The following is a 22,549-nucleotide window of genomic DNA, read 5'->3' on the forward strand; positions in this document are numbered from 1 at the left end:
GCGCGCCAGGTGATGCGACATTCCAGCGGCAAAATGTGCGCCATGGCACTCGTGTTGAGCTTTCTATGGGGCGGTGCTGCGCCAATGTCGCTCGCCGCCTCGCCCGCTGCAGCAAAAGCGGCGGCCAGTGCTGGATCGGTGATCCGTTACGACGCTGCGCACAAGCTGTTCCGGATCGATGCGGGGCACGTCACCTACGCTTTTGGCATGGATCCCGAAGGCATGTTGCAGACGCTCTATTGGGGTGCGCGACTGGCTGCGGATGATCCGCTGGGCCCTGCGCATGTATCGCCGGGGTACTCCTCGTTCGACTCGCCCGGCAGCACGTCGCCCCAGGAGTACGCAGGCTGGGGCGGTCGCATCACCATCGCGCCGGACCTAAAAGCCCATTTCGCTGACGGCAATCGCGATTTGGTGCTGCATTACGCAAGTCATCGCATCGATGGCAACACGCTTGAGGTGGAGCTGCGTGATATCCGTCTCGATGTGTCAGTGTGGCTGCGCTACACAGTCGACCCGGCGACAGGCATCATCGGCCGCTCCGCGCGCATCGAAAATCGCACCGCGCAGGCGATGACTGTCGATGAGGCCTCGGCAGCGAGTTGGAACCTGCCGGCAGGCGATGACTACTCGCTGCGCTACCTCACCGGCGCCTGGGCGCGCGAATGGCATCTGCAGACTCGCGCCATCGTGCCGGGCGCCACCGAGCTTGGTAGCCGGCGCGGCACCACTGGCGACCAGAACAACCCGTGGTTCGCCATTGAGCGTGGCGGTCAGTGGAATGAGGAGCACGGCGACGTGTGGTTCGGCGCGTTGGCCTGGAGTGGCTCCTGGCACATCCGCGTTGACCAGGACGTGCTGCATCAGGTGCGCGTCACCGGTGGCTTCAATCCGTTCGACTTCGCCTATCGGCTGGCCCCTGGGCAGTCGCTGCAAACACCCGTGTTCTACGCGGGCTACACCTCGGGCGGTGTCGGTGAGGCATCGCGGTTGATGCACCGTTTCGAGATGAACGCCGTGCTGCCCGAGCATGCCGAAACCAAGCTTCGGCCGGTGTTGTACAACTCATGGGAGGCCACCGAGTTCAAGGTTGATGAAGCCGGCCAGGAGAAGCTGGCGGAGGCGGCGGCCAAGCTCGGTGTGGAGCGCTTCGTCGTTGATGATGGCTGGTTCGGCGCGCGCAACAGCGATCACGCAGGCCTGGGCGACTGGACGGTCAATCGCGACAAATTTCCGCACGGCCTCGCACCGCTGATCAGCAAGGTGCATGGGCTGGGCATGAGCTTCGGTCTATGGGTCGAGCCCGAGATGGTCAATCCCGATAGCGATCTGTACCGCGCGCACCCGGATTGGGCGCTGCACTTCGATGGCCGTCCGCGTAGCGAGGGGCGCAACCAGCTCGTGCTCAACCTTGCTCGCAAGGACGTCGCCGATTACGTGTATGGCGAGCTCGATCGCTTGCTGTCAGGCAACGACATTCAATTTCTCAAGTGGGACTACAACCGCAACTGGACCGAGCCGGGCTGGCCGGAGGTTGCGCCTGAGGAACAGCAGAAAGTCTATGTAGCCTTTACCGACAACCTGTACGACATCATCCGCCGGCTGCGCGCGCGGCATCCTGGTGTGGAGATCGAGTCATGCTCCGGCGGTGGCGCGCGCGTGGACCTGGGCATCATCGGCCTGACCGACGAGGTGTGGCCCTCGGACAACACCGATCCGTCAGACCGTCTGTCCATCCAGGATGGTTTCACCTACGCCTATGCCCCCGGCGTGATGATGGCCTGGGTCACCGGTTCGCCGAACTGGGTGAACGACCGGCGCAGCTCGCTGGACTTCCGTTTCTTGTCTTCGATGCAGGGCGGGCTCGGCATTGGCGCCAACATCCTTGAATGGACGCCGGAAGAAAGCGCGATCGCGCAGCGCTATGTGGCCGAGTACAAGCGCATCCGCACTACCGTGCAGCGCGGCCTGTTGTACCGCTTGTTGTCGCCGCGCGACGAGTCGCCGCGATCAGCTACTGAGTCGGTGGCCGTCGACGGAAGCCAGGCCGTGTTGTTCGCCTTCCAGCGGCAAGGCCACGAAGCCGAGTCGTATCCCACGTTGCGTCTGCGCGGACTGGATCCGCAAGCGCGCTACCGCTATCGCCTGATTCATGGCGAGGCTGTAGAAGGCACACCCGTCGAAGCCAGTGGTACGTATTGGATGAACCAAGGCATCGGCTTAGACGTCCGCGGTGATCTGCAGGCGGCCGGTGTGGTGTTCGAGCGAGTGGGGTCGTAGCGGATCATTGATCCGCTACGGAGAACCCAGTGCGCATGGCGGCGACGAGGGTGATCCATTGCTCTTTGCGCTCAGGCAATGCGCAAGCCTGTCGGGAACGCATAAACCTTGCCTGTGTCCGCTCCGCCACTTCGCGCCTTTTTCCAGGGCGGGGAGAGGTTGCTTCTAGCTAGCAGGTCGTAGACCTTTTCCCTTACCCAGTCCCGCTGACCGGGTGGAACCCGGTCTTTGATCGCATTGGCGCGGTCAAAAAATTCGATCCAATACTTTGCGCTGCCATTCGGCTGCAGCATGCATGGAACGATTGCTGCCAAGTATCTAATTTCGTTATCTATTTGGTTTTGACTTAAAGGCATCACTGTCACCGTGGCCACATTCAAGACTAACGATTTAAAGGCAAGAGGTGACATCCATAACCGCGAACGAAAGCCAATACTTGGCGGCCGGTACACGGATGCGGGGTGAGCGTAGGAAGACCACCTCTCACCAGTAAGACGTTTGAGCACGCCAGGAAGGAAATCCTTCGGGCGAGCGGCTTCAATCCGGCCAGGTTGGGGTCCGGTCGCTACTGGGCGGTAGAGTGGTTCGACGTGTGGCTGGGGCGCGCAGTAAAACCTACGCGGCCGATTCGTACCGTGCGCTGACGGCTACGGGGTCGTTGTACTCGGCGCGAACGCTCTTGCAATAGGGTCCATTCATCACAAAGCGGCGGCATACAGCGGGACGGCTTTCATAGATTCCACAGTTCATGCGTACGCTGTTCAAGGCTACGCACCAGCCGTCCTCTCCTCGCTTCATCACATGCAAGCCTTCTGGCGAGTGGGTGGTGAGGTGGCTGGGGATGGAATCTTCCGGTTGCAGGACGACCGTGAGACGACAGCAAACGGCCTCGCACAAGGAGCACTGTGCGGGGTCTTTGGCGGCGTTGGCTGTCTGAATCATGTGCAAGAAGGCTCTCCGCCTCGAATGTAGTGCAGTAGGTTGCCACGGTACGGTGGTGTATCGCGGTCATCCATGGGGCAGCGCTCTTCGGTGAGTACGAAGTGTTGCTCCGCCAATAGCTGGGTGAAGTGCTGACTGTGGTCACTGCCGGGGTCGGTAATCACCACCTCCGCCGATGGGTAGGCGTGCCGCTTGACGACTTCGGCGAGTAGTCGCGCTTGTGCCGATTCGTACAGCACATCACTCGCAATAATGGCATCGAAGCGACCTATCGATAGCTCGGGGGCATCCCAGGGGAGTCGATGGAAGTCAACGGTGGGTAGTGCGTTAAGTGCTGCGTTATAGCTAAGGAACGACTTGGCCAAGGGGTGTACGTCCGATGCAACGATATCGGCGCCACGACGCTTGAGGACAAGGCAGGCCAATCCGATGCCGCACCCCAGTTCGAGGATGCGCTTTCCGTCTAGAGCGAAGCGATGCATGGCCTGGGCGAGAAGACGCTCCGATGGCCAGAGCTGACCGAAAAGCCCCCATTGCGTAGCCGAAAGCCCCGTGTGTTTACGGTGCCCTTTGGGGTCGGAAAACTGCTGCTTATCGCTCAGAACCCGCAGGCGGTACGTGTGACCACCGATAGAGAGCTGCTCGTTGCGGGTTGCATAGACTTGCATTGATGCTCCCGGGGAGGCCCTTCAAAGAGGGCGAGGTGAAAGAGGGGAGCGAGGCATGTAGCCCAACGGGCCAATCATGACACGAGAGACGAGGATGTACTTGCGTAACTCACAGTACACCTCGCGTCACGCAGGTGACTCGCGTCATGAGCCGACACTTGACCTGACTTGGCGTTGGCCTTGATCGAGTAAGCGACGGCGTTGCCCTTGGTTCAAATCGCGCGCTACCGCATCCTGCGTCCAGTAGATGATGGCGGGCGATTGGAGGTCGCGCCGGAATGGCCTGCATCGCGCGAAAAACGATCGGTTTTCCGGTAGTTGTGCTCCACCTCGGTTGTATCGCGCTTCTTTGCAGAGCCGCGGTAAACGTCATGGATATCAGATAGCGAGATCGGCTTGGTAGGTGGCGCCATGGGCAAGTTCCTTGGCAATCGGGGGACGCACAGGCCATATCGATCTCTCGAGTTCGAGTGATCGATATGGAAGAAAACGGTCTATCGACTAATGAAGGCTGTGATACCAAAGCGCTTCCATGCCAAGGCGAGTAGCACACACCACCGCCCGATCCACGGTAACAAAATCAGCCTCGCGGAGACGGCGTAGATCGGCAACATGTCCAATGGCGTATAGCGACAACGGACAGCGCTTTACGACCTCACTCAATAGCGCCCATTGCTTGCAACTCAAACCCCGGGTTTGATGCGTGATCATGCGCTCTTGGTCGCGAACTTCCGTGCACACTTCATGTGAGTGAGCGCGGAGAAGTAGGGTGAACTAGCCCACCATACGCCCTTGTGGATCGCCAAATGTTAGTTTCTTCGCTTTATGTTCCACGCGGGCATCATGCGAGAGCGCTTCCGGGCCATCCCGTACCTTCACATGTAACCTTCATCGGAGGAGTAGTGTCACTTCACGGTATTCCGTGGAGGGGCGGCTATGCATGATCTATCTGGCATCACCAGCAATGGCTTTGATTACACCGCTCAGTACGATGCGGCGGCGCTGGATAGTGTCATTTGGGCCGCTACCTTCAGGAAGAGCGGGATCTATCGAGGGGTGCGGCATGGACGCGTCTTCGACGTTTCGAAACGGCAGAGTCCTGACGTAAAGCTCGCCGTGATGGAGGACATCGAGGAGATATGGGTCAACGAGCACTGACTGCCATTGGCGCGTAGCGTTGCCTCGCACGCGACCGGACCTTGTATGCCCTTCATGCGATCACGTTCGCACACACTACGAACATGTGTTGGCGAAACGAGCTGCATATTACGTTTTCGAACCGCAGCGGACATTAGCTTCGAGGCCGCCTTACTTATCGCGTTACCGGCATGAATGCCTGACGCTTTCATCTGCAAGAGCGTCGCTGCTGGTCTGATAGGTTGCGTTGCTTTGCTCGGCCCTCGTATCGATCGCGTACTCGATTGGGTGGATGCGCTCATCTGTCGATTTATCCGACACCCATGTCGAGCGTGTCGCTTGACTCCAACGGGCGGAGCCAGGGCATCCGCGGTTCGCTGTATACCCCGGGGCCATCATTAGTCGTGGATGCTGGGCTGCCGATGGATTTGAGCCTGAAGCGCCCGAATGGTCGCCTCGGTTGAGGGCGGGGATTCGGGGTAGTGGCTGGGGGTAATTGGTGGCGGGCGTTATCGTGGGTGAGGCGGGGCTGCTCTCGACCTGCAGAGCCAGTTTGGCTGCCCCAAACGACGCCTCTGGTGGCGCGGCCCTCACAGGAGGGCTCCCGTGTGTCACCTGGGGAATGCCCCGCGGCTTCTTTCGGGGGGGGGTGAAGAAAAAAACGATCGGACCCCTAAACTTCTTCCTTTCATCCTGGATAGACATCAGAGGCCCAGCTTTGCGTGGGGCCTACTTACTGAGCCTATCTGGGGATTGGTCGAATGGTCGCAGTCATTTCGGGGAGCGGTCTGGGTCTGGGTAACACGTCCTTGACCCAGTTGGGGCAAACGTCAGGAGGACAGGCGTCCATCGGGCAGGCCGGGGGCGGTCAATACCTCAACCTGGCCACCGGCAACCTGGTGCTGCAGAACGCCGATGAAGGCCTCATCGTCGACGGGCTCCCTCTGAATCTGCTGCGCACCTATAACAGCCTCGGGCAAGCGAGCGGCAACCAGGGGTGGTTGTTTGGTTTTACGCGCAACCTGAGTGCTGTCACCGGCACCCTGAATACCGCAGGCAGCACGCTCTCGCGCATTGCCGATGACGGCTCCACCGTCACCTACGCTTACAACGCCACCCTGGGCGTATACGTGAGCCAAGGGCAAAGCGGCGCTGGCGATAGGTTGTCATGGAACGCGACCACGTCTAACTGGACCTGGACCGAAGGCGCCAGTCGCGTGCAGGAAACCTACAACGCCAGTGGCCAGCTGCAGACCCTGAGCGACCCGGAGACCGGCGCGAGCTACAGCTTCGGCTACAACGCCAGCAACACCCTGAACACCATCACCGCCAGCGACGGCGATCAACTGCAGTTGGGATACACCAACGGCGCCCTGACCAGCCTGACGATCAGTGAGATTCCGCCGGGCGGCAGTACCGCCGTCGTGCGCCAGCAGGTGACCTACGGCTACGACAGCCAGGGCCGCCTGCAGACGGTCACCACCACGTTGGCCTCAGACACCCATAGCAGCAGTACCGCCAGCTACAGCACCAGCTATACCTACGACGGCACCAGCGACCGTGTCACCTCGGTGACCCAGAGTGACGGCACCACCGTCAGCTACACCTACGCCGCGGACAGCAATGGCACCGAACGTGTCGCCACCATCACCACTGGTACGGGCGCCGCGGCGCAAACGCTCACGCTGGGCTACAACCTAGCCACCGACACCACCACGGTGACCGACGGCCTCGGCAATATCACCACCTACACTTACAACGCCGCCGGCCAGCTCGCCCAAGTGGCGGCGCCAGCCGTGAACGGCAGCAGCCCGACCACCCAGTACAGCTACGACGCCAATGGCAACGTGCTGCAGGTCACCGACGCCAACGGCGGCATCACTAGCTACACCTACGACGCCAACGGTAATCGCCTGAGTGCGGAAGACTCGACCGGCCACACCGTCACTTACACCTACAACGCAGACAACCAGGTCATCAGCCAGACCACTTATAGCGTGGCCGCCCAGGGCGTGGCCGGGCAGAGCGGCTACGTGGCTCCCAGTGGCGCGCAGACCACGTACTACGTGTACGACGCCAGCGATCGCCTCAACTATGTGATCGACCCGGTGGGCAACGTCACCGAGCACGACTACGGCACCAGCAGTGGGTTGACGGTGCTGACCAGCACCAAGCAATACGTGGGTGTGAGCTACGCCCTGGCAGGGCTGAGTCCGAGCACGCCGCCGACCCTGGCGCAATTGCAGGGCTGGGTGGCGGGCGGCAACGTACAAGCTGTGCTTGGCCAAATGGTGCGCACAGACTACAGCTACGACGTACGCGGCCAGCTGAGCCAGTCAATCCAGTGGGATGTGCTCAATAGCAGCGGGCAAGGCACGCTCAGTGGCGACATCGGCGCCACGGTCACCCGCTTCACCTATGACGCCCAGGGGCGCTTGCTACAGAGTGCGACGGCGCGCGGTAGCAATCGCACCACCCTGGAGACCACCAGCTACACGTACGACGGCCTTGGTCGCCTGCTCAGCAGCACAGATCCGGTAGGCAACGTCACCAGCTACGTCTATACCGACAGCGGCAACCAGCTGGCCATCACCCAGGCGAATGGCCTGACCACCACGCAGGTGCGCAACAGTGCTGGCGAACTGGTCAGTAGTACCCAATCGGCCAGCGGGCAGGCCAGTCGCGTCACGTCGTATCTGTACAACGCTGCCGGGCAGCCGGTGGCGACCATCGATCCGGCCGGCAACGTCAGCTACACCTTTTACGATGCGGATGGCCGCGTCGCCGGCATGGTGGATGCAACGGGCGCGGTGATCGCCTATACGTACGACGCAGACGGGCATGTCATCGCCACCACGCGGTACGCGACCTTGCTCAGCACCGTTGGCTGGGTCAGTGGCGGCGCCCTTACCAGCAGCTACCCCGCCAGCCTGCCGGTGCCCACGAGCACCGCAAACGACCGTACCGCGCACACGCTATATGACGCAGCAGGTCGCGTCATTGCCACCATTGATGCGGTGGGTAACGTCGTGACCACCGCGTACGACGGTGAAGGCAATGCGCTTGGCACCACGGCCTACGCCACGGCGCTGACCGGCACGCAATTGACGAGTCTTGGTGCAGCGCCGAGCTGGAGCGCCTTGCAGGCGGACCTGGTCACCAGCGCCAACGATCGGACCACGCATATCATTTACGACGCCGACAATCGTCCGGTGGCGAGCGTCGATGCTGCCGGCTATGTCACTGTCTCAACCTATGACGCGGCCGGTCGAATCGTAAAGACCACGGGTTACGCCACTGCACTCACTTCTACCCAGATAGCCGCCCTGGGCGCCACGCCAGCGCTGGCTGTGGTGCAGGCAGACATCGTCACGAATCCGGCTGACCAGACCACTCGTACGTACTACAACGACCAGGGCCAGGTTGTTGCGCAGATCGACGCAGATGGTTACCTGACGACGACGTCCTATGACCAGACCGCGCACACCGTTGTCGATACGCGTTACGGCACCGCGCTGACCTCCGCGCAGCTCAGCTCCCTCACCGGCAGCGAGAGCACCGCGGCTCTCGTGGCGTTGCTCGGCTCATCGCCCGCCACCCAGTCGACCACCAGTGCTTACGACGCCGATGGGCGGCTGTCCCAGCTCGCCGCGGTGGATGGAACGGTAACCGTATACAGCTACAACACCGTCGGCCAGTTGTTGTCCAAGACGAGCACACCCGCCACCGGCCAGGGCAGTGCACGCACGACCAGCGCCACCTATGACGCCTTCGGCGATGTCGCCACTGCCACGGATGGCAATGGCAAGGTCACCACGTATACGTACAACGTACTGGGCCAGCGCACCACAGCCACGGATGCCCTGGGCAATACCACCTGGACCTATTACGACGCCGATGGTCGCGTCGCATACACGGTGCAGGGTCAGCCCAGCGGTGCCACGCTCAATGCGAATGGTGACCTGGTCGCCTATACCTACAACGCGTTCGGCCAGGTGGCGAGCACGCGTCGCTACGCCGGCATGCTTACACTTATTACCGGCACAAGCAGTGGCAGCACACTTAATGCTGCAAACGCGACCACGGCGCAGGTGGCCGCTGCGGCAACTGCGCTGGCCAACCCGGCCACGGATAGTACTGCAACCTATACCTACACGCTCGACGGCCAGGTCGCCGGCACGATCGATCAGCTCGGTTACCAGACCGCCAGCATCTACGACGCCTTCGGTGACCTGATACAGCAGCAACAGCAGTTGAGTGGCCCCAATAACGCATTGGCCGCAGCCAATAGCACCATCACCACCTACGCCTATGACGCGCGTGGCGAGCGCACTGGCCAAACGGATGGTGCAGGCAGCGCCGTTGCCAGCAGTACAAGTAACGCCTACGACGCCTTTGGTCGCGTGACAAGCACGACCGATGCGCGCGGTAACACCATCACCTACAGCTACGACAATCTCGGCCGCCAGGTGAGTTCCTCGCAAGTCGTGCAGGGCGCGACACGCACCACGCAGACGACCTACGATGCGTTTGATCGCGTGATGTACACGACCGATGGTGCTGGCAACGTCACCACGTACCAGTACGACCTGGCCAATCACAAAACCATCGTCACCACGGCCGACGGCGTCACCGTGACCACGGTGCGCGATGCCTTTGGCGATGTGGTGACCGTCACGGACGGTGCCGGCGACGTCACCACCTACACGTACGACGGCGACGGCAATCTGCTCACCACCAAGGATGCGCTGGGCAACCTCAGCAGCAATCAGTACGACGCGGACGGCCACCTGACTCAGACGACGGACGCTACCGGCCACGTCGTTACCTACACCTACGATGCCAGCGGCCACGTGTTGGTTCGTACGGTCGATCCGTCAGGCCTGAATCTTGTCACGAGCTACGCTTATGACGGTGAAGGCCGCGAACTGAGCGTTACCGATCCCACCGGCTCGGTGACCGCGTACAGCTACGACGCCGATGGCCATGTGCTGACCCAGGTGCAGGATGCCGGTACCGGCAAGCTCAACCTCACCACCACCTACACGTACGACGGTGCCGGCAGGCAGCTCACCGTCACCGTGGGCGCAGGCACGAGTGCAGCACGGACTACCCAGTATGTGTACGACAACCTGGAACGCCTGAGTCAGACGATCGTCGATCCATCCGGCCTGCACCTCGCTACCAGCTACACGTACGACAGCAACGACAATCTCACCAGCGTCACGGACGCGAATGGGAACATCACGCGTACCGTTTACAACGAAGCCAACGAGGCCGTCCTGAGCGTCGGCGCCACCGGCGCCGTGGTGCAAAAGACGTACGACGCTGATGGTCGCATCACTTCCGTGCACGCGTATGCCACACCGCTGACGAGCGCACAGTTGAGTGCGCTGGGCAGTGCGCCAAGCCTCGCGCAGGTTCAAGCCGATCTCACGGCGACGGGGGCGGATCAAGTCTCCTACACCGCTTACAACGCCGAGGGTCAGGTGCGTTACAGCATCGATCCATCGGGCTACGTGACGGAGACGCGTTACGACAGCGCGGATCGCCTAAGCGAAGTGCTTGCCTACGCCTACGCTGCCACCGTCTCCGCCAGCACGGCAGCAGCCTTGCAGCAAGGCACAGCGTTGGCTTCGCTTGCTCCTTTGGTCAGTGGTGCCGGCAATACCGATGCCAACGCCCAGGCGACGCTTCATCTATATGACGCGGATGGCCGTCAGCGCTTCACCGTGCAACAGAACACGGTGAATGGCCAGCTTGTGGGTGAGGTAACCGAGCAGCGCTATGACGCGGCGGGTCGCGTCACTGCCGCCGTTCAATACGGCAGCCTGCTGACGCTTTCGGCTGGCCAGTCGCTGGCTTTGCAATGGTCGACCAGTAGTGTGGCTCAGGCCTTGGCTAGTGCGCCGAGCCATGTCACTGCGCAGGTGTACGACAACACCGGTCGCCTGCGCTACAGCGTCGACGCCACCAGCCATGTCACCGAAACACAGTACGATGCTGATGGCAGGGTTACCGCGACCATCGCCTATGCCAACGCCATCACCCTGCCGGGTACAGCGACAGTAGCCTCGATGGCGAGTGCGGTGAGTGCTGCTAACAGCGGCACCAGTGGCGCACGGCTGACCACGACGACCTACGATGCCGCCGGCCGCGTCACCGCGACGGGCGATGCGCTGGGCACCAATGCAAGTTTCCAGTACGACGCCACCGGTCTGCAGACTGTCCGCGCGAATCGCGACGGTCAGCAGACCTACGTGCTTTATGACAAGGCGGGTCGTAAGACGCTCGAGCAAAGCCCCGCTGTCACCGTTGGCAGTTACAACAGCAGTACGCAGCAGTACCAGACCGCCACGCAGTATCTGTACACCACCTACAGCTACGACAGCGTCGGTAACGTCACGGCGATCGGTCAGGGCACCGGTCCCGACTCGGCCCATGTAACGACGCTGTACACCACGAACTACGGCTACGATGCCGCCAATCACCAGACCAGCACGACCTACGCGGGTGTGGCCAGTACGCATGTGACGTACAACGCGCTCGGGCAGGCTGTGGTGGATGAGGATGCCGACGGCCACTACCAGTACAAGGCATACAACGCCGACGGCGAACTGGCTTACAGCATCGACGGCGATGGCTACGTTACCGCCACTACGTACGATGCCTATGGCAACGCACTCACCACCACGCGCTACGCCACCGCGCTCAACGTCGGGGCCATCAGTGGCTGGGGCGCCGGCCAGCCGCTAAGCCTGGCGCAGGTGCAGCAAGGGCTGGTTGCATCGGGTAGCGATCGCACCATTACCACGACCTATAACCAGCTGAACCAGAAAATCCAGGTTCAGCAATCGTCGATCGCCATCGTGCTGACGGTGGGTCCCTTGGCAGGGCAAGGGGCGAACGGCTCGCCCACAACCACCTTCACCTACGACGCCTATGGCAACCAGACCAGCAGCGCTGTACTGATCCAGCCGGCATTGACGGTGGGCTCCACCAGCTCATCGGCTGTCTGGGCCACCACGTACAACTACTACGACGCACTGAACCACCAGGTGATGACGGTTGACCCCGTGGGTTACGTCACCACGACCGCCTACGATGCCTTCGGCGGCATCACCCGTGTCACGCAGTACGCGCAGGCCATTGGTACCAGTGGCCTCACCACGGCCTCCCAGCCAGGGTTGCCTGCGGCAGGCACCTATGCCACCGGTTATGACCGGGTCATTGCTTACGGCTACGACGCCATCGGTCGCAAAAACAGCGAGTCCGACACCGGTGAATACGATGCAGTGGGTGGTACGGCTGGCCAGTTCAACTGGTCCGCTGGCGCCACCGCGGCGAGCAGCGTCACCACCTACGGGTGCGATGGCGAAGGCCGCCTCACCAGCCTTACCGTAAACGGACGTACGACGACCACTGCCTATGACGCGGCCGGTCGAGTGATCAGCGTCACGGGCCCCTCGCGTCAGGTGTTGGTGGACAACTGGCAGAGCCAGTTGGCGAATACCTCGCTAGACCTGACCACCAGCAGCCTGTACACGACGGTCAGCCCGGTCACCACCAGTCTGTACGACGCACTCGGCAACCTGCTGACGACTACGGTTTCTGCGGGTTCGCAGTCGCAGGTCACGCATTACTTCTACGACGCACTCAATCATCAGACGGGTGAGTCGGACACCATGGGCAACTGGTTTGCCACCACGTACGACAACAACGGCAATGTTCTAACCCAGAGCTCGACCCTCACCGGCAATGCGGGCTCGGTGGCCGTTACCACCACCTACACGTACGACGCCAACAACCAACAGCTGAGCACCGTGACGCAGCGCAGTGGCGTCGGTGGTAGCGATGCCTACTCGCAGGTGCAGTACAACGCGTTCGGCGAAGTGATTGCGCGCGGCGACAATAACGGTCTGGAGGCCCAGTACACCTACAACAATGCGGGTCAGCTCAGCACGGCTCCGGATGCCAAGAGCGGCGCCATACATACCTACGGATATGACCTGGCAGGCCATCAAGGTGTGGATGGCATCTATGTAACGGGTGGCAGCCAGCGCACCTGGACGGTCAATACCCTTGATCTGGATGGTCGGGTCGTATCGCGCACCACGCCGAGTAGTTCGGCGTCCACGGGCAGCAATGGCACGGGCCAGCGCTTCACGTATGACAGGTGGGGCAATGTCAGCTCGCAGACCGACGAAAACGGCAACACCACCCACTTCTACTACGACAGCCAAAACCGCCTGATTCAGCAGGTGGAGTCGAATGTGCTTGTCGTGTCGGCCAGCGGCGTACGCACGTGGCAACAGCCGACCAAGGAGTGGTACTACAGCGTTGATGGCTGGCAGATCGGCTCCATCGACGAAAACGGCAATCAGAGCTGGAATGCCGTTGACGCGGTGGGCAACGTGGTCATTGCGCAGGATGGCGTGGGCAATCGCACCTACACCGGCTACGACTCGCTGGGCCGAGCCGTCGCGCAGCAGAACCCGCCGACTAACACCGCCACCGGCACCTACGCACGCATCACCTACACCAATTACAACGCGCTCAGCCAGATCGTGCAGCAGGGTGATTTCCTGCTGAACAGCACTGGCAACGGCCGCACGCAGCAGGCGCAGCAAACATACGCACTCGACTCCAACGGCGACCGCATCCAGGTCACCGATGCGCTGGGCAACACCAGCTACTACAGCTACGACAGCCAGCATCGCGTACTGACCAGCCAGACCGCCATCCAACATCAAAGCGGTTGGCAGGAGAGCTACACCTACGATGCCAACGGCAACAAGATCGGCTACACCGACGCCAACGGCAATTCGGAAAGCTGGAACTACGATTACTTCGGCCGCGTGCAGTCGCACGTCGACCTGAGCGGCGCCACCACCAGCTACACCTATGACGCCAGCTCCGGCCTGCTGGTGAAGCAGGTCAGTAACTGGGCGCCGAGCGGGCAGGGTAATCCAGGCTATGTGCCGGGCCAGCTTACCGGCAGTGGCAGCGAGCAGGATTACAGCTACTACGCCGACGGACAGATCCAGCAACTCACGCAAAAGGTCGCTGGCGCGACCTCCGAGTGGGACACCTATCAGTACGACGCCAACGGTAACCAAACCAACGACACCACCTACACCATGGATGGCGGCGGGCTGGCGGTGCATAACGCCACCAGCACCAACTACGACAGCCATAACCGCATCACCACGGTAACCACGGTCAATCCGGACAACAGCGTTGCCAGTACCCGTACCGTCTACAACTACGACGCGGCCGGCAACCGTCGCGCGGTGTTCGTGCAAAGCGCCTACGGCAATGCCGCGGCCATCAGTGGCAGTGGCGCACCGCCCACGGGCGGTCCTGGTACGCAGACGGCACCGGCGGGAAGCTACTGGAATACCAACATCAGTGGCACGTTCACCGACAACGTCGGTTTCGGGCTGACCTTCAGCGCCACCGGCCTGCCGAGCTGGTTGTCGTTGAACAGCAATGGTGTATTCAGCGGCACACCCACGACAGCCGGCAGTTGGACGGTGGCGGTCACCGCCACCGACGTCAACGGCCAGAGCGTGACCACCAATGTCGTGGTCAACGTGCCCGTCGCGGCACCGGTGTTCAGTGCTGGCGCCGCCAACCAGATCGGCGGCGTGGGCGGCGCGCTAAACTTCAGCGTGCTGGGTGCCACCGATCCAAACGGCGCCGCCATCACCTACAGCGCTAGCCAGTCTGGCGGTGGGGCACTACCTTCGTGGCTCAGCTTCAACGCCAGCACGCTGGCGTTCTCCGGCACGCCCGTGCCGGGCAGTGTGGGCACCTACACCATTGCCGTTACGGCTACCGCAGCCAATGGCGGCGTGACCACGGAGACCTTCACGCTCAACGTGCAGTCCACGCCGCCCGTCATCAACGGCACGCTCAGCAGCCAGACGGTCTACGGCACGCGCCAGTTCGCCTTCGGTTTCAATACCGGCGCGTTCTACGAAAGTGACGGCGACACGCTGAGTTACACGGCCGGCACGTACCAGATGCAGTCCATTCCGGGCGAGCCGACGACGGAAAACGATTCCGCGCTGCCGGACTGGATGACGTTCTACACCAACACGCTCACCTTCAGCGGCACGCCGCCGCAGAGTGCCGTGGGCCAGACGTTCAGCATCTACGTCAAGGGCGTGAACCCGCAAGGGCAGTACGTCAAGGGCTATTTCAACATCACTGTTGCCCAGTACGTGCAGCCGCCGCCGGTCTACAACGGCAACCTGGCCAACCAGTCCGGCGTCATCGGCGGTGCGTCGGTTAATCTGCCACTCACGCCCAATGCGTTCACCGAGCCGGATGGCGGTGCGCTCACCTATACAGGCCTGGTGCTCATCCCGGCCCACACGCTCACCATCAACAAGGGCGGCGAGCCCATCGATACCCAGATCGCTGCTTCGTGGGTGACGATGAATCTGGTGGGGTTGAGTGTGAATGCCTCCACGGGCGCGATCACTGGCGTACCGAGGGCCATCACATACGAAACGTCGTCGTTCTCGACCTTGGTTTACGCAACGATCAGCAGCTACCAGATCCAGATCACCGCGACCAACGCACAAGGCGGTGCGGTCTCGGGCACGTTTACGATGAATAACTCGTACGCGCCCATCGCCGTAACCAATACGATGCCGGCACAGACCTATACGCCGGGTGGCGCGGTCTTCAAGTACACAATGCCGTCCAACGTGTTCTACGACCCCACCGGGAACACGATGACCTATACCGCCAGCAACATGCCGAGCTGGGTGTCCTTTGACGGCTCTACGTTCTACTGCAGCGGTGGTGGGGCGGCAGGTGCGTACAACATCACGGTGACCGCACGCGATGCCATCACTGGAAGTACCGCCAGCACCACGCTGACGATCAACATGCAAAATGTGGCGCCCGTCTTCACCGCTGGTGCGACCAATATTTCGGCGACGCAGTACCAGACCTTCAATTATCAGCCGGCCGGAGCTACTGACGCCAACGGCGATGTCATCACCTACACGGCGGGCTATTGGAACGGTTCAAGCTGGATCGGCCTGCCTTCGTGGATCAGTTTCAATGCGTCCAACCATACCTACACCGGCACGCCGCCGTCCCCCGGCAGCTACACCTTTGCGATGTGGGCCACTGACTCCCATGGCGCGGGCGTAGGCGAGACATTCACGGTCAATGTTTCCGCCCAGCCCCAGCCGCCGCAGTACGTCGGCACGATGAACGGCAAGCTGTTTGATTTCGCCTATCCAAAGAATGTATCCATCAGCATCGCTAACCAGTTCATCGACCCGCAAGGGGCGGCGATCAACTACACATACTCATCGTCCACTGGCGGTATCGCGCCGTCGTGGCTGTACTTCAACGCGTCAACCCTGACGTTCACGGGCAACCCCAACATCCTGCGCGACAGCTATCTGACGTACGGGATCACGCTGACCGCCACCGACGCCAACAACGGCCTGTCCACCAGCATCACCTTCACCATCGGCTACCAGGGCAAGTCCACCGGGGTCAACTCCATGGCGATGCAGGCGCAGTCCGTGCAAACGGTCCAAGCCGCGCAAGCTGGCGTGCCCGACCTCCAGAGCTTCTGGTTCACCTACGACGCAGACAATCGCACCGTGGTGAACAACGGTGCGCTCAGCAATGGACAGATCGTGCTTACGGGCGGCACGTACGAAGCCCCCTCGTTCGCCAACCAGTACGACGCCGCCGGTAACGTCGTCATCCGTAACTCCGTCAATTCGGTCGCATATACCCCTACCTTTACCCACAACGTGACCTACAATGCTGGCGACTTGTTGAGCCAGCAGATGGTTTACGACGGCCGCAATGAACTGGCGCAGTCGTACTACCTCGTTGATACGACCATTGGCCAGAGCAATTTGGGCGTGCAGACCAAGTATTGGTATGACGCTGACGGCCATCAGATCGGTAACAACAACTACTTTGCATCCAATGCCCTCGAGCCGGAGCAAGGCCTGCCCGACATGCCGAACGGCACCATGTACATGCCTATTGGCGGGTGGCTCGAGTATGGCGCGGCCACAAGCTACAACGCTGATGGCCAGGTAACACAGCAGGTGAGCTGGGGCGGCCCGACGCGCGATTGGCACCAGTTGGGCCTGATCTGGGAGAACGGCAACCCCATGCCGGATGAAGGGCAGACGGCCGTGCCCACGACCGCCAGCGACGGCCAGGCCGTCATGGCATCCACCACGACGTACACCGCCTTCGACCATGAGGATAACGTCACCTCCTATAGCTTCTACCAGCCCGGCGTGACGGGTGGCAATCCGGCCTACGGCGCCAACTACACCGTCAACTACATCCGCAAGGATAGCTATCTGGAGCAGAGCACGGCCGGCACACCGACCGTCAGCGGGTATCTGCCCGCCACCGACACCAGCTACTACGACGCCTTCGGCCAGCGCATCGCCGTCTCGCAGACCAGCCAGAACGGTGCCGGCAACGCCCAGAACGTCACTCGCGTGTTCGCCTATAACGCTACCGGAGAAATCCTTGAGCGTCGCACCGGCACCTCCAGTGGCAGCACGTTCACGCCCAATGGTGGCAACGGCACCGACCACTATGTCTACGCCAACGGTCAACAGATCGGCGACATGGATGAGGCGGGCGACATCAACGTCTCCGGCACGCTCACCGGTTTCAGCAGTGGCAACCCCACGCAGTACGTAGTGGCCTCCGGGGACACGCTGGAAAGCATCGCCCAGTCGGTTTACGGCAACAGCAGCCTGGCGTACATCATTGCTGCCGCCAATGGATTAACGGGTGACAATGGCCTGGTGGTCGGGCAGGCGATCACTGTGCCGTCGGTGACGACGAATGCGAATACATCAACCACGTTCAAGCCGTATAACCCGGGGCAGATTATTGGCAGTACGACGCCGAGTCTGCCGGCGGCTCCGCCGCCGCCGCCGTCGAGTCATTGCAGTGGGTTGGCGGAGATTGTGGTGGCGGCAGTTATCGTCGTTGCAAGCATTTACACGGCAGGGCTTGCAGCAGAAGCCATGGGCGCAACAGCAAGCTCTACGTGGGCGGCCGGTGCGGCGGCGATGACTGGCGCGAGCTCTGCGGGGGTTGGGGCGAGTATGGCCGCAGCCGCGGCCGGTGGTTTTGTGGGGAGCTTGGCAGGGCAGGCGGCTGGCGATGCAATGGGCGTCAGCCATGGGTTCTCACTGACAGCGGCCCTCACCAGTGGCCTTGCGTCGGGCTTGACTGCAGGCATTGGCGGGGCGATTGGTGGTCAGGGCGATGACTTCTCCATTGTTGCCAACAGTCAAGGTCATCTAGAGCCGGTCGGCGCCGGGCTTCTGGCCGGAGGCCAATATGCAAGTAATTCATTGGTTTCGAAGGTCACCGGTCAGGCGTCGCACTTCAGTTGGGCTGGATTGATCTCCACTGCGGTCACCTCGGGGATTACCGCTGATGCGGGTCTGGTCAGCGAGCCACTACAGGGCCTGGGGCTTAGCTCAGGGTCGTTCGGGGGTGATCTGGCGGCGGGCATTCTGTCCAGCGGAGTCAGTCGCGAGACCACCAAGCTGTTGGGTGACGACCATGTGGCTAGTTGGGGCCAGACTCTGGAGGATGCGTTTGGGAATGCGTTGGGGAATGCGGCGATCGCTGGCATCAATGCATCGAACACGAGTCAGCAGCCGATACCTGATTTTCGAGCTGAAGACATGCGGGAGATGCAGGACGAGATAAATGCTGAGGCGCAAGGCGGCTCGAGCCAGTACATGCCTGTCTTGGCGAAGACGACGAGTGATTCGCCGACACTGGAACTCCCGAGCGGCAGTCATGTCACCGAGCTTCCGGATGTCGATTTGTCTGCAGGTGAGCAAGGGCGTCTGGCGACGACCACGGCGTGGCCGTATGCGTATGTCGATTCGTATGCCATCGCGCGCAACGATGGCATCGCTAGTGGCGTTAATTACACGCAGACCTTTAGCTTGCCTGATGAGTCACCTGCGGTGGTGACGAACCTCAATATGCCGGCTGCATCTGCAGCGAATAATCAGTCCTGGCTTGGTCAGGTCGACGGACAGATACACGGCTTCAACGAAATCGTTCGTGACGGACTGGTTGATGATGGCGCTCAGAATCTACGCGAGGGCAATCAAGCTGCTTTTGTCTTAGGTGGCCTGAAATACGCGTTCTACCAGACCTTTATGCCGGACAGTGTTGAGCAGGCCGCAATCGGCATTGCCGGAGGCAAGGTGCTGGGCGCGGGTATCGGCTATCTGGCGAAGGAGGCAGTCGCCGTCGCTCCTGTGCTGGGAAGGGATATTGGCAGTCTGGCTGGAGACGCCGGCAAATCAATCGGAAGCTTTTTTGATAATTTGCGTGGCACGAATGCGACAACTGGTGCCTTGGATGCCCCTGCGGCGCCAGTTGATGTGCCGAGTGTGCCACCCTCTGGGACAGACCCTAATCTGGTAGAGCTGGATCCAAATACGATCCGCTTCTCGCAGACGACAGTGAAGCAGCAAGGCGCCACGATTCCACAGCTGGTCGAAAGCATGCAACAAAACGGTTTTGTCGTAGAGCCTGATCGGCTCATCGATGTCGTACGCATGCCGGATGGCATGCTCACGTCACTGGACAATACGAGAATACTTGCCGCACAGCGAGCTGGGGTCACTATTCAGGCACGAGTATTCGACTTCTCTGATCCGTTGCCTAATGATCTCGACTACATTTCGCGATTTGTTGGTAGGAATGGGAGCGTTCCTACCACCTATGGAGAGGCCGTGACGAATAGAATTGGCAACCAGAATAGCGCCACCTTCCGTAACCTCTATCCCTATGGCTCGCCTTACACGGGGTCTTTGCACTGATGTCTCTTGATCTTCTTCGTTTGGACGAATTGCCGGAATGGTTTTTGTATCCGGAAGATTTTTTGCAAGTAGTTCAATCTGGCTTGCGAGACATAGGTCCATGGCAAATTTTGGATGGAAATTGGTTGCGCGTTAGATACGATGGAATGAGAAAGCGCTTTCCCGAGCGGGAGCTCGTACCGTTTGCGCGTCGCCTGGATAGCGATGATGTTGCATGCTGGGACAGAAAAACGTTGCCGTCCGTACAGGTAGTGCATGACTTTTGCAGTCCTGGCTGGGAGGAGCGCGGTAGCCATTTGTCATTTAAGGCGTGGCTATTGGCTGTTCAAGAAGAGGCGCGCGAGTTTGATGCGTGACTATTTGGATATCGGTGCTATTAGCCGGGCTGTTTCTCATGCGTTACGTCATGAGCCATGGCTCTATGAATTGGAGCTAGATGACGAAGGCTGGGTGCCTGTAGGCGAGCTCCTGGCAGCGCTTCGCGCGGAGCGGCCGGATGAGTGGCAGGTTCTAGGCGAGTCTGATCTGACTGAGATGATCAGTCGATCCGATAAGAGGCGGCACGAATTGCGCGACGGAAAGATCAGGGCTCTCTATGGGCACTCCGTGCCTGGAAGGTTGCTGAAACAGCCAGCCGAGCCGCCTGCTGTGCTATATCACGGCACCTCGCCCGAGGCAGTCGCGCTCATAAGGTCTGATGGACTTCGGCCCATGGGTCGCCAGTACGTTCACCTATCCATTGACCAAGACACCGCCAAGCAGGTGGGGAGTCGAAAATCGCGAACGCCAATTTTGCTGTTGGTGAACGCGGGGGAAGCGCACGCCAGTGGCGTCATGTTCTATCGTGGTAACGATCTTGTTTGGCTTGCTGACTTTGTGCCATCGGCGTTTGTTGAGTAGACGCATGGCGGAGAGTTTCAATGGACTCGTCTCTCATCAGTGACTGTGCGGCGCATGTTCTCTCAATCGCAGAGAACCTATCAGGCGATCACGATCGAGCCGTTGCCTGGCTGAAGGAGTCGCTGGCCACGTTTGACGGCAAGAGCGCGTTGGAACTCATTGCTGAGGGTCGTACCGACGCCGTATTGCGTTACTTGGCCTCGATCGAATCCGGCTACGTCGGCTGATCTGCCGGCCCACGACGAGCACGTGACATCGGTAGCGCGATGATCTGCTATCGATGTCACGCACGGAGAAGTTGATGAGCTACGCCACCGATGATGCTGAGATGTCGAGTGCCCGCGAGATCCTCTACCTGTGCCGGGGCAAGCTCCTAGGCGAGGTTCGCCAAGAGAAGTCGTGCAGCCAGCCCGACGCGGGGCGCCTAGCGGATCTGGGAGGCATGCTGGACCAACTGCGTGACGACATCCGCGCCGTCCATGCCGGTGACCGTGCCGTGATCACGCGCGCTCGCGTGCTCTACGGTCGGCTTGTGCGTGCATGGTACGCACCGGCACCCCACTGACCGTTTGCATCATCGCTGCATCATTCTTGCCGCATATCTGCATCATCCTTGCATCATCGTTGCAGCAACATCGCATCATCCGTGCATCACGCCGTGGCCCGCTGGGCCACGTGATCGTGTCTGACCTTCTTGGCGTGTGCGGGGCGGCTTTTTAGGGGTGTTTTTGGCCGGTTTTGGCCCCTTAACCCTTAAGCTGATCCGCCATACACCATACGCACCTCTGCAGGTGCGGCAAGTGCATGACGTTGTTCAACAATTGCAATGTTGATGCACGATGCAATGTTTACACGGCATATACACGACACCCCGCCAAGCCTTATCTGAAGCCATTTGGGTGTAAACATTTGTTATACAGCCCATGCGCGAGTCCGACGAAGGGAGGGCGCATAGCGAAACGCCCGCGTTGCGCGGGCGTTTGTCTTTGGACGGATAGTTAGATTGGCCTGGCGAGCACGGCTCGGATCGCCGCCTCATCGCGTGACGACAATGATTCCGCCTCGCACTGCGCATCGATGTAGGCCTGGCGTAGTCGCTCGACTTCTGCTTCGTCGCCATTGCGGTGCTTTGCTTCCCGGTATTGCCGAAAGATCTTTCCCGCGGCGTGCTGCAGGCGTTCCAGTGCCCGCTCGAAATCCACGCCGTGATTGATGTCGAGGTCGTTGCCCATGGTCGTTCTCCGTGTCGTTGGGGGAGCCTGCTTCGCCATGTTGCCGGCACCGTGTCGCAGCACTTGCTACAACCATTGCCTGGACATGTTTGTGGGCATTGCTTCCAGTCATTGCCGCTTACTGCAAAAGCTCATCCAGATCACAGGACAAGGTATGGGTTTGTTATACCCCCGCCGCAGGGGCGGGGATAACAAACCGCGTGCCGCCAGTCGTTGCACTCCCTCTGTCACGCTCCCGACTTGCTCAGGGCATTGCCCCGAGACCCAGTGCAGAGCCGCTGTCGCCAGCGGTCGTTATTAGCCGGCTAATAGTTTCTCGATGTGCCACGTCCTAATGCAGGATAGGGAAAGGGCCACCAAAGTGCTGCACGTTGCTAGCAAGCCTGATCTTTAGAAACAAAAACACCCACCGCTCAGGCTGCTGCCGCAGCCCGTGAGGTGGGTGCTATGCGATCCGTCCGAGAGGCGTGATCGTTTTCGTTTAGCCGCTCAACGACCCGGCACGGACGTT

General features: G+C 60.8%; 11 protein-coding genes. 7 read left to right on the forward strand and 4 right to left on the reverse strand.

The features are described from left to right. The first annotated feature begins 42 nt into the window (after positions 1-42). The gene (locus DyAD56_RS19780; RefSeq protein WP_233202697.1) at positions 43-2,280 is read left to right on the forward strand and encodes an alpha-galactosidase; all 2,238 of its coding nucleotides are present in this window, start codon (positions 43-45) and stop codon (positions 2,278-2,280) included. 71 nt (positions 2,281-2,351) lie between these two features. On the opposite strand, the gene DyAD56_RS19785 is transcribed toward DyAD56_RS19780, so the two are convergent. The 3 genes from DyAD56_RS19785 to DyAD56_RS19795 all read right to left on the reverse strand — a co-directional run bounded on the left by DyAD56_RS19785 (position 2,352) and on the right by DyAD56_RS19795 (position 3,890). Further along, positions 2,352-2,690, reverse strand: a complete 339-nt coding sequence (locus tag DyAD56_RS19785; RefSeq protein WP_146010574.1) for a hypothetical protein — start codon at positions 2,688-2,690, stop codon at positions 2,352-2,354. Positions 2,691-2,895: 205 nt separating this feature from the next. Continuing rightward, complete coding sequence (locus DyAD56_RS19790) at positions 2,896-3,222, reverse strand: YkgJ family cysteine cluster protein (RefSeq protein ID WP_102304559.1); 327 nt, start codon at positions 3,220-3,222, stop codon at positions 2,896-2,898. Continuing rightward, on the reverse strand, positions 3,219-3,890 hold the full coding sequence (locus tag DyAD56_RS19795) for a methyltransferase domain-containing protein (protein ID WP_102304560.1): 672 nt from the start codon (positions 3,888-3,890) through the stop codon (positions 3,219-3,221). The genes DyAD56_RS19790 and DyAD56_RS19795 overlap by 4 nt, the downstream gene beginning before the upstream one ends. Before the next feature lie 936 nt (positions 3,891-4,826). Here DyAD56_RS19795 and DyAD56_RS19805 point away from each other — a divergent pair. The 6 genes from DyAD56_RS19805 to DyAD56_RS19830 all read left to right on the forward strand — a co-directional run bounded on the left by DyAD56_RS19805 (position 4,827) and on the right by DyAD56_RS19830 (position 21,371). After that, on the forward strand, positions 4,827-5,048 hold the full coding sequence (locus DyAD56_RS19805) for a TonB-dependent receptor (RefSeq protein WP_102304562.1): 222 nt from the start codon (positions 4,827-4,829) through the stop codon (positions 5,046-5,048). 740 nt (positions 5,049-5,788) lie between these two features. Continuing rightward, entirely contained in the window at positions 5,789-19,906 is a 14,118-nt protein-coding gene (locus DyAD56_RS19810) for a putative Ig domain-containing protein (RefSeq protein WP_102304563.1), read from the forward strand. Then, positions 19,906-20,262, forward strand: a complete 357-nt coding sequence (locus DyAD56_RS23680; RefSeq protein ID WP_146010575.1) for a hypothetical protein — start codon at positions 19,906-19,908, stop codon at positions 20,260-20,262. Before DyAD56_RS19810 ends, DyAD56_RS23680 begins: the two co-directional genes overlap by 1 nt. Continuing rightward, the gene (locus DyAD56_RS19820) at positions 20,255-20,806 is read left to right on the forward strand and encodes an RNA 2'-phosphotransferase (RefSeq protein WP_199179054.1); all 552 of its coding nucleotides are present in this window, start codon (positions 20,255-20,257) and stop codon (positions 20,804-20,806) included. Before DyAD56_RS23680 ends, DyAD56_RS19820 begins: the two co-directional genes overlap by 8 nt. Positions 20,807-20,826: 20 nt before the next feature. Then, complete coding sequence (locus DyAD56_RS19825) at positions 20,827-21,033, forward strand: MbcA/ParS/Xre antitoxin family protein (RefSeq protein ID WP_102304565.1); 207 nt, start codon at positions 20,827-20,829, stop codon at positions 21,031-21,033. 74 nt (positions 21,034-21,107) lie between these two features. Further along, complete coding sequence (locus tag DyAD56_RS19830) at positions 21,108-21,371, forward strand: hypothetical protein (protein WP_102304566.1); 264 nt, start codon at positions 21,108-21,110, stop codon at positions 21,369-21,371. Between the two features lie 433 nt (positions 21,372-21,804). On the opposite strand, the gene DyAD56_RS19840 is transcribed toward DyAD56_RS19830, so the two are convergent. Further along, a complete protein-coding gene (locus DyAD56_RS19840; RefSeq protein ID WP_102304568.1) occupies positions 21,805-22,038 on the reverse strand; it encodes a hypothetical protein in 234 nt (77 codons plus the stop codon). Positions 22,039-22,549 lie beyond the last annotated feature (511 nt).

The sequence above is a fragment of the Dyella sp. AD56 genome (assembly GCF_002878475.1).
GTDB lineage: Bacteria > Pseudomonadota > Gammaproteobacteria > Xanthomonadales > Rhodanobacteraceae > Dyella.

Bases quoted from the DNA above. Each gene is read 5' to 3' on its own strand.
- DyAD56_RS19780 (WP_233202697.1), top strand. From the start codon at position 43: ATGGCACTCGTGTTGAGCTTTCTATGGGGCGGTGCTGCGCCAATGTCG.
- DyAD56_RS19785 (WP_146010574.1), bottom strand. From the start codon at position 2,690: ATGTCACCTCTTGCCTTTAAATCGTTAGTCTTGAATGTGGCCACGGTG.
- DyAD56_RS19790 (WP_102304559.1), bottom strand. From the start codon at position 3,222: ATGATTCAGACAGCCAACGCCGCCAAAGACCCCGCACAGTGCTCCTTG.
- DyAD56_RS19795 (WP_102304560.1), bottom strand. From the start codon at position 3,890: ATGCAAGTCTATGCAACCCGCAACGAGCAGCTCTCTATCGGTGGTCAC.
- DyAD56_RS19805 (WP_102304562.1), top strand. From the start codon at position 4,827: ATGCATGATCTATCTGGCATCACCAGCAATGGCTTTGATTACACCGCT.
- DyAD56_RS19810 (WP_102304563.1), top strand. From the start codon at position 5,789: ATGGTCGCAGTCATTTCGGGGAGCGGTCTGGGTCTGGGTAACACGTCC.
- DyAD56_RS23680 (WP_146010575.1), top strand. From the start codon at position 19,906: ATGTCTCTTGATCTTCTTCGTTTGGACGAATTGCCGGAATGGTTTTTG.
- DyAD56_RS19820 (WP_199179054.1), top strand. From the start codon at position 20,255: ATGCGTGACTATTTGGATATCGGTGCTATTAGCCGGGCTGTTTCTCAT.
- DyAD56_RS19825 (WP_102304565.1), top strand. From the start codon at position 20,827: ATGGACTCGTCTCTCATCAGTGACTGTGCGGCGCATGTTCTCTCAATC.
- DyAD56_RS19830 (WP_102304566.1), top strand. From the start codon at position 21,108: ATGAGCTACGCCACCGATGATGCTGAGATGTCGAGTGCCCGCGAGATC.
- DyAD56_RS19840 (WP_102304568.1), bottom strand. From the start codon at position 22,038: ATGGGCAACGACCTCGACATCAATCACGGCGTGGATTTCGAGCGGGCA.